This window comes from Streptomyces sp. NPDC020192 (genome assembly GCF_044388685.1).
GTDB lineage: Bacteria > Actinomycetota > Actinomycetes > Streptomycetales > Streptomycetaceae > Streptomyces.
This window is the reverse complement of record NZ_JBIRXG010000006.1, coordinates 355,795-362,719: the sequence shown is the minus strand read 5'-3', so window position 1 is coordinate 362,719 and position 6,925 is coordinate 355,795. Positions and strand designations below refer to the sequence as shown.

At 73.9% G+C, this 6,925-nt stretch carries 6 protein-coding genes and 1 pseudogene; 1 reads left to right on the top strand and 6 read right to left on the bottom strand.

Features of this window, described 5'->3' with window-relative positions; translation table 11 throughout:
- Positions 1 to 272: pseudogene (locus ACH47Z_RS15390) on the bottom strand (DNA-directed RNA polymerase subunit alpha); the annotation flags it as partial.
- Between the two features lie 156 nt (positions 273 to 428).
- Between ACH47Z_RS15390 and ACH47Z_RS15385 the strand changes: the two are divergent.
- Complete coding sequence (locus ACH47Z_RS15385) at positions 429 to 650, top strand: hypothetical protein (protein WP_399073717.1); 222 nt, start codon at positions 429 to 431, stop codon at positions 648 to 650.
- A gap of 334 nt (positions 651 to 984) precedes the next feature.
- Here the strand turns inward: ACH47Z_RS15385 and ACH47Z_RS15380 are convergent, their stop codons facing one another.
- The 5 genes from ACH47Z_RS15380 to ACH47Z_RS15360 all read right to left on the bottom strand — a co-directional run bounded on the left by ACH47Z_RS15380 (position 985) and on the right by ACH47Z_RS15360 (position 6,853).
- Positions 985 to 2,772: a copper resistance protein CopC gene (locus ACH47Z_RS15380; RefSeq protein ID WP_399073716.1), complete on the bottom strand. Its 1,788-nt coding sequence runs from the start codon at positions 2,770 to 2,772 to the stop codon at positions 985 to 987.
- Between the two features lie 71 nt (positions 2,773 to 2,843).
- Positions 2,844 to 3,605 (bottom strand): SDR family NAD(P)-dependent oxidoreductase, encoded by a 762-nt coding sequence (locus ACH47Z_RS15375; protein WP_399073745.1) that lies wholly within the window; start codon positions 3,603 to 3,605, stop codon positions 2,844 to 2,846.
- 2 nt (positions 3,606 to 3,607) lie between these two features.
- Positions 3,608 to 4,087 carry a cupin domain-containing protein gene (locus ACH47Z_RS15370; protein ID WP_399073715.1) on the bottom strand — a complete coding sequence of 160 codons (480 nt, stop codon included), beginning with the start codon at positions 4,085 to 4,087 and terminating at the stop codon, positions 3,608 to 3,610.
- Positions 4,088 to 4,097: 10 nt separating this feature from the next.
- Positions 4,098 to 4,688, bottom strand: a complete 591-nt coding sequence (locus ACH47Z_RS15365; RefSeq protein ID WP_399073714.1) for a GNAT family N-acetyltransferase — start codon at positions 4,686 to 4,688, stop codon at positions 4,098 to 4,100.
- Positions 4,685 to 6,853 (bottom strand): penicillin acylase family protein, encoded by a 2,169-nt coding sequence (locus tag ACH47Z_RS15360; RefSeq protein WP_399073713.1) that lies wholly within the window; start codon positions 6,851 to 6,853, stop codon positions 4,685 to 4,687. Before ACH47Z_RS15360 ends, ACH47Z_RS15365 begins: the two co-directional genes overlap by 4 nt.
- Positions 6,854 to 6,925 lie beyond the last annotated feature (72 nt).

Genomic DNA, 6,925 nt, shown 5'->3' with positions numbered 1-6,925 from the left:
TCGTCGTGCTCCGAGGAGACGACCAGCTGCTTGATGTTGAGGATCAGGTCGGTGACGTCCTCCTTGACGCCCGGCACGGTGGTGAACTCGTGCAGGACGCCGTCGACGCGGACGCTGGTGACGGCGGCACCCGGGATCGAGGAGAGGAGGGTGCGGCGGAGGGAGTTGCCGAGGGTGTAGCCGAAGCCCGGCTCCAGCGGCTCGATCACGAACCGGGAGCGGAACTCGTCGACGACCTCTTCGGTCAGGGACGGACGCTGAGCAATCAGCACGAGGTATTGCCTCCAATGTTTGGCGCCCGCTATCTGACGCCGTGGTCCCCGAAGGGTACGGGCGGCGCGGCCTCCGACGAAGCCGAACCGCCCGACCTCGCCCGTCTGCCGAGCGAGGTAGCCACGAGCGCGGTCCGTAGGCGCATACTGGGGGCAATGACTAAGCCTGCTGCACCGAAGCGTCATTTGCCCACCAGCCCCTTCAAGGCCCCGGTCACGCCGGCTCCCAAGCACTTCGCCGTGGGCGACCAGGTCACACACGACGTGTACGGCCTCGGCCGGGTGATCGGCATCGAGGAGGGAATCGCGGCACTCGTGGATTTCGGCTCGGAGCGCATGCGGATCTTGAGCCCGTACGCCAAGATGACCAAGCTGTAGAACCGCTGTGCCCGGTCACGGCACGCCAGGCCCCTTCAGGGACCTGCAACGAAAGCGAGACCTCTCATCGATCTGACGTCGCTGTTCTCTGCCCTGGAAGGGCAGCCCCGCCGTGCCGCTCCGGCGTCACCGCCTCCGACGACAAACCCCTTCCGGGCCCCGGACTTCGGGGAAGACGATGCCTTCCTGCTCGAGGAGGTACAGGAGCCCGGCTCCGCAGCCGCCTGAACAGGCGAGACGAAGGCCCGGACCGGATCGCGGTCGGGGCCTTCGTCGTGCCGGGAACGGCGAACCGGATCCCCGCCGCCCGGCCGCCTCGCGGACGGCTCCTGACCTACCTCGCCACCCGCACCGGCGCCGACACCGTCACCTGGTCCAGGTCCGAGATCCGTACCGTCGCCCTCATCGTCCAGGTGCCCGGGAGGGGGAGGGTGAAGGCGTCGGAGGCCCAGTAGCCGCCCCGGTTGGTGAGCCTGGTGTCCAGGGGGCCGATGCGCTGGGTGGGGAGGGTGAGGGTGATGCGGAGTTCGGGGACCGTGGACAGGCCGCCGTCGGGGCCGTAGACCACCGCCTGGACGGAGGAGGTGCCGACGCGGCCGGGGTCCAGGGTCACCTGGACCTTGCCGTGGCCGCCGGGGGTGCCGACGTCGAAGGGGATCGTCGTCACCGATGCCGTCGGGATGCCGGCCACCGGACCGCTCGGGTCCGTCGCCTCCGTGGCCGCGCGGCCGGGGACGGTGCTCGTCAGGAGCGTCGTCAGGGCCAGGACCACCATCGCCACCGCCGCCTCCGCCAGCACCGAGCGGCGCAGGAGGTGGAGGGGGAGCGGTGGGGCGGACGACACGACCGGTTCTTCCGGGAGTGGGGGTCCCGTCGCCGGTTCCGGGATGCGGGCCGGCGTCGTTGTGGTCGTCCGTGACCGCGCCCGCGCCACGCGGGCGATCCAGGTGCGGGAGCAGGCCGCTGCCAGCAGCAGTGCGGCCACCGCGGCCAGTTTGGCCAGCAGGGTACGGCCGTACGCCGTGTCCGTCAGGGCCTGCCAGGAGCCCAGGCCGCGCCAGGCCTGGTAGACGCCGGTCACGGCCAGGACGGTCACCGAGGTGAGGGCCAGGCGGGAGAAGCGGGCCGGGACCGAGAGGGGGAGGGACGGCGTGCGGGACAGTATGCGCAGGAGCGCGGCCAGGCCGCCCAGCCAGGTGCCCATGGCCAGCAGGTGGAGGGTGGCGGAGGTGATCGCCAGGGGGACCTGGATGCCCGCCGAGGCGTGTTCGGCCGCCGACCAGGTCAGGGACAGGGGGACGGAGACCGTCGCGGCCACGGCGAGTGTCGCGCGGCGCGGGAGTCTTCTGCGGCGGGCCCGTAGGACGGCGACCGTGGCCGCGGCCAGCAGCAGCAACGCCAGACGGGCCAGCAGGAGTTCGCCGGGGCGGGTCGTCACCGTACGGGCGAGGGAGGCCGGGGAGAGGGCGCCCGTCGGTGGCGTGCCCTCCTCGTACGGTGCGCGGAGCACGAACAGGGCCGCCGTCGAGGCCATCAGGGTCCAGGCCGCCGTCAGGACCGGGGTGCGCAGCGGGGCCGCCTTCGGGGGGCGGCAGTACGCGACGAACGCGGCCGTGCCGAGCAGGAGGGCCAGGGAGAGGTAGGCGAGGTAGCGGGCGATGTTGTACAGGGCCGCCGTCGCCGGGTTCTCCGTGTCGTCGGGGGCGGGCGCCGTCGTCGCCGTGCGCCGGCCGACGGAGAACGTCAGCGCGCCGGACACCGGGTGGCTGTCCGCCGACACCACCCGCCAGGCCACCGTGTAGGTGCCGGTGGCGAGCTCGGCGGGAAGGGAGACGCGGGCGGTGTTCGAGTGGTCGGGGGCGTGGTCGGCGGGGCCCGTGCGCACGCGGTGGTTGGTGGGGTCGTAGACGCGGAAGGAGTCGGTGAGCAGGGCGACCGGCTCGGTGAAGGTCAGGGTCACCTGGCGCGGGGCCGTACGGAGCACGGCTGCGTCGGCCGGGTCGCTCGTGCGCAGGGCCGCGTGGGCCGACGCCGGGGCCGCCGTGCCGAGCAGGAGCAGGAACAGGCCCGCGCAGAGCAGGGTCAGGCGTCGTGGCCATCGGTGGTGGTCGTACGGCGGCACCTCGTCCCCTTCCCTGTTCCCTGTGCCCTCGTCAGGCCTCTGTACCGGTACGGAATTGTCGGCCGCCTTGCTCACCACGTCGGGCGGGCCGAGATGCCGCCGTCCACGACCAGGTCGTGCCCGGTGATCCAGGCCGCGAGCGGCGAGGCCAGGAACACGCAGGCGTCGGCCACGTCCTCGGGGCGGCCCAGGCGGCCGGTGGGGGCGGCGGCGAGCCAGCGGCGTACGCCGTCCGGCCAGGCCTCGGCCAGGCCCTCGCGGTGGATCAGGCCGGGCGAGACCGTGTTGACGCGGATGCCCTCCGGGCCGTACTCCAGGGCCGCCGCGCGGGCGTGCATGACCACCGCCGCCTTGGCCGCGCCGTAGTGGGCGTGGCCGGGGGCGGGGCGGGCGGCCTCGATGGAGGCGATGTGGGTGATCGTGCCGCCGCCGTGCGCCCGCATGTGTGCCGCCGCGGCCTGGGTGCAGGCGAAGACGCTGGTGAGGTCGGTGTCGACGACCTCGCGCCACTCGGCCGCCGTCATCCCGGGCAGCGGCTGGACCGGCTGGACGGCCGCGTTGTTGACGAGCGCGGTGAGGCGGCCGCCGGACCACTGCGTCGCCTCCCGGACCAGGCGGTGGCAGGCGTCCTCGTCCCTCAGGTCCGCCCGCAGTACGACGGCCCCGCCGCCCGACTCCCGGATGCGGTCCGCCACTTCACCGGCCGCGTCCACCGCCGTACGGCAGTGCAGGGCCACCGCCGCGCCCTGCTCCGCGAAGCGCAGGGCGATGGCGCGGCCGATGCCGCCGCCCGCGCCGGTCACCAGGGCGGTCTGCCCCTCCAGCAGATTCATGGTCATGGGCGGGACAGTTCCCTGATGCGGGCGGCTTCGGAGGGGTAACGCGCCGTCAGGACGGCCGCGTCTCCGTGTTCGTAGTCCGCTTCGGTGAATCCGGGGGCCATCGTGGTGCCGAAGAGCGTCCACGCACCGCCCGGGGCGACCCGCGCGCCCATCCAGGTGCGGGCGGGCACGGTCAGCTGGACGTGCTGGCCGGACAGCGGGGCCGGGCCGAGGACGGCGGTGCGGGTGGTGCCGTCGGGGGCGAGGAGCAGCAGGTGGAGCGGGTCGCCGAGGTAGAAGTGCCAGATCTCGTCGGTGGGCAGGCGGTGCAGGGCGCAGTGGTCGTCCGCGGTGAGCAGGGCGACGATGGCGGTGCCCTCGGGGCGGCCGTCCGGGCGGGCGGAGCCCGTCCAGGTACGCCGGTACAGGCCGCCTTCGCGGGGGATGGGTACGAGGTCGTAGTGGGCGATCAGCTCTTGCGGTGTCGGCGGCACGGAGAGAAGGCTAGTCGCCGGGGAACGCCACGGACCGGTCCAGGAAGGCGAGTTGGGCGTGCTTCTGCGGCAGGTACACGTCGGGGAGGTCCACCTCGGGCAGGACGACCGCCGGTCCGCGGACGAAGCCCTCGCGCTCGAAGCGGGCGATCGCCCTGGTGTTGCGGACGTCCGGGTCGACCACGATCCGGCGCCGGCCGAGGGTGCCCAGTACGTACGTCGTCATCGCGGCCAGCAGCGCCGAGGACCGGCCGGGGCGCGGGCCGGCGGGGCCGGCGGGGGCGAGCAGGACGTGGACGCCGAGGTCGCCGGGGAGCACGTCGTAGCACTCGCCGACCCGGTCGGCGGCCGGTTCGTACGTCTGGAAGAGGCCGGCCGGGGTGCCGTCCAGGGTGACGAGGTGGGCGTGGTGGGTGTCGAGGCCGGCCATGTGGGCGTAGATCCCGGCGACCTGGTCCCGGGTGAGGCCGGTCATGCCCCAGAAGGCGGCGCGTTCCTCGCTGACCCAGGCGTGGATCACGTCCGCGTCGGACACCGGGTCCAGGGGGCGGATGCGGATGGTGCCGAGGGTGTCGACGTGCTGTGCGAAGAGGTCGGTCATCGGGTCTCCTCGGTGCGGTCGGGTTCGATGTCCAGCAGGGTCCGGTCGGTGACGACGGGGACCATGTCTCCCTCGAGCCACAAGGAGAGTTGGTCGTGGTGGTGGGGTGTGCCGGGGGCGCCGTCCGCGCCGAAGGGGACCACCCAGCGGCTGTTGGCACGGTCGGCCAGGTCCCAGACGTAGCGGGCGGCGGGGCCACGGGCCGCGCGGTCGGTGAGACCGGGGACGGCGGAGGTGCACAGCACGCAGTCGTGGTCGCCGGCGAGGCCGGGTTCGTCGTACGGCTCCCCCGGCAGTGCGCGCCAGGGGGCCAGGCGGTGGGTGTCGGACCAGGTGCCGGAGGGCGGGGCCGCGGCCACCTCTTCCAGGGCGGCGCGGACGGCGGCGGGGCGGTCGATGCCGTACGGCTTCTCGGCCCGCAGCAGGTGTTCGAGGGCGAAGCCGATGCGAGGGACGAGGGCCAGCCAGGGGAGCAGGACCTCCGGGTAGGCGGGGGGCTCGGCGAGCGGGGCGAACACCGGGTGCGCGGCGAGACGGCGTACGACCGCGCCGCGCACCGCCGCGTAGGCGGCCGCGTCGGTGCTGTCGGCGTCCATACGGCGGTTCCAGGCGAGGAGGCGGTCGCGCAGGCGGGCGGCCTGCGGGGTGAGGTCGTCGAGGGCGGCGAGGTGGTCGAGGAGGGGACCGGCGGAGCCGAGGTGGGTGTCGGTGTGGATCGCGGGCAGGGTGTCGGCGGTCCAGGTGCGGCGGGTGTCGAGGAGGGCGCGGATGCGGTCGGCGCGGTGGGGTGGGGCGAACTCGATGCCGAGGGGGGCGGCGAGCGTGCGCTGGTTGGCCATCACCGCGATGCCGTCGGGCGGTTCGGGGGCGTACAGCGTCTCGTGCGTGCCGTGCCACTCGTGGCCGGGTTCCCAGGCGGGGACGGGGTGGATCCGGTTGGCCCGGGCGCGGGTGGGGACGCGGCCGGCGGTGCGGTGCAGAGTGCCTCCGGCGGTGTCGGCCGCCTGGACCACGTTGACGGGTTCGGCCCAGTTGTCCAGGGCACGGTCGATGTCCTGGACCGTGCGGGCCCGGAGGAGGGGGAGGAGGGCGCTGAAGCCCAGGTCCGCGGTGACGCGGGGCGGGTAGCGCAGGGCCAGCGCCTCGGCTTCGACGTCCTCGCCGTCGGCGGCCTGCGGGTCGTGCGACGGTTCCGCGGCCCCCGGCCCGTACATCGGTTCCGGAGCAACGCCCGACTCCAAGCCTTCCGGGCCTCCCACGATCACCGGGCCCCGGGGTGTTTCGATCACCTCGATCTCCAGGGCGGGTTCGTCCGCGATCCGGAGTGTCTCCGTGTGGCGTGTGGCGCGGTGCCAGTGGCCGTCCGGGCCGAGGGCCTCGACGCCGGCGCCGGTGCGGCGCAGGCGTTCTCGGTACAGGTCCTGGTAGTCGGCCATGGCGTTGGTGATGGCCCAGGCGACGGAGCCGGTGTGGCCGAAGTGGGCGATGCCGGGGACGCCGGGGACGGCCAGGCCGATGACGTCGAACTCGGGGCAGGAGAGGCGGATCTGCTGGTAGACACCGGGGTCCTCGATGAAGCGGTGCGGGTCGCCCGCGATCAGGGCGTGGCCGGTGGCGGTGCGGGCGCCGGTGAGCAGCCAGCCGTTGCTGCCGGCCGTGCCGGGGCCGTCGGTGGCGAAGAGGCCGACGGCGTCCGGGCCGAGGTGCCGTATCGCCTGCTCGCGCCAGAGCTTGGCGGGGAAGCCGGCGAAGAGGAGGTGCGTCGAGAGCCAGATGCCCAGGGGGGTCCAGGGCTCCCAGCGGCCGGGGGTGAGGTCCGCGCGGGCGAACTCGGGGGTGCGGCGGGCGCCCTCGGGCAGGCCCGCGTTGACGCCGTCGACGTAACGGCGGACCCAGTCGGCCGTCTCGGGGTCCCGGCCCTCCAGTGCGGCGAAGCAGCGGCGGGCCGTGTCGTCCAGGCGGGCCCGGCGGACGAGGACGTCCCAGGACACGGCGTCGGCGCCGAGGAAGGACGCCGAGGTGCCCTGGGCCCGGTGGCGTTCGACCTCCAGTTGCCAGGCACGGTCCAGCGCGGTCACCCGGCCCTGGGCATACGCGAGTTCGGCGGCGCTGGAGGCGCGCAGGTGGGGGATTCCCCAGGCGTCACGACAGGTCTCGGTGGTCACCCGGAAGCCCCTTCATTTTAGGTTAGCCTTGCCTAAGTTATAGCTTCTGTGGGGGATCGTACGCGAGAGGTG

What these genes read in the sequence shown, in the direction of transcription:
- ACH47Z_RS15385 (WP_399073717.1), top strand. Translation starts at nt 429, where the DNA reads ATGACTAAGCCTGCTGCACCGAAGCGTCATTTGCCCACCAGCCCCTTC.
- ACH47Z_RS15375 (WP_399073745.1), bottom strand. Translation starts at nt 3,605, where the DNA reads ATGAATCTGCTGGAGGGGCAGACCGCCCTGGTGACCGGCGCGGGCGGC.
- ACH47Z_RS15365 (WP_399073714.1), bottom strand. Translation starts at nt 4,688, where the DNA reads ATGACCGACCTCTTCGCACAGCACGTCGACACCCTCGGCACCATCCGC.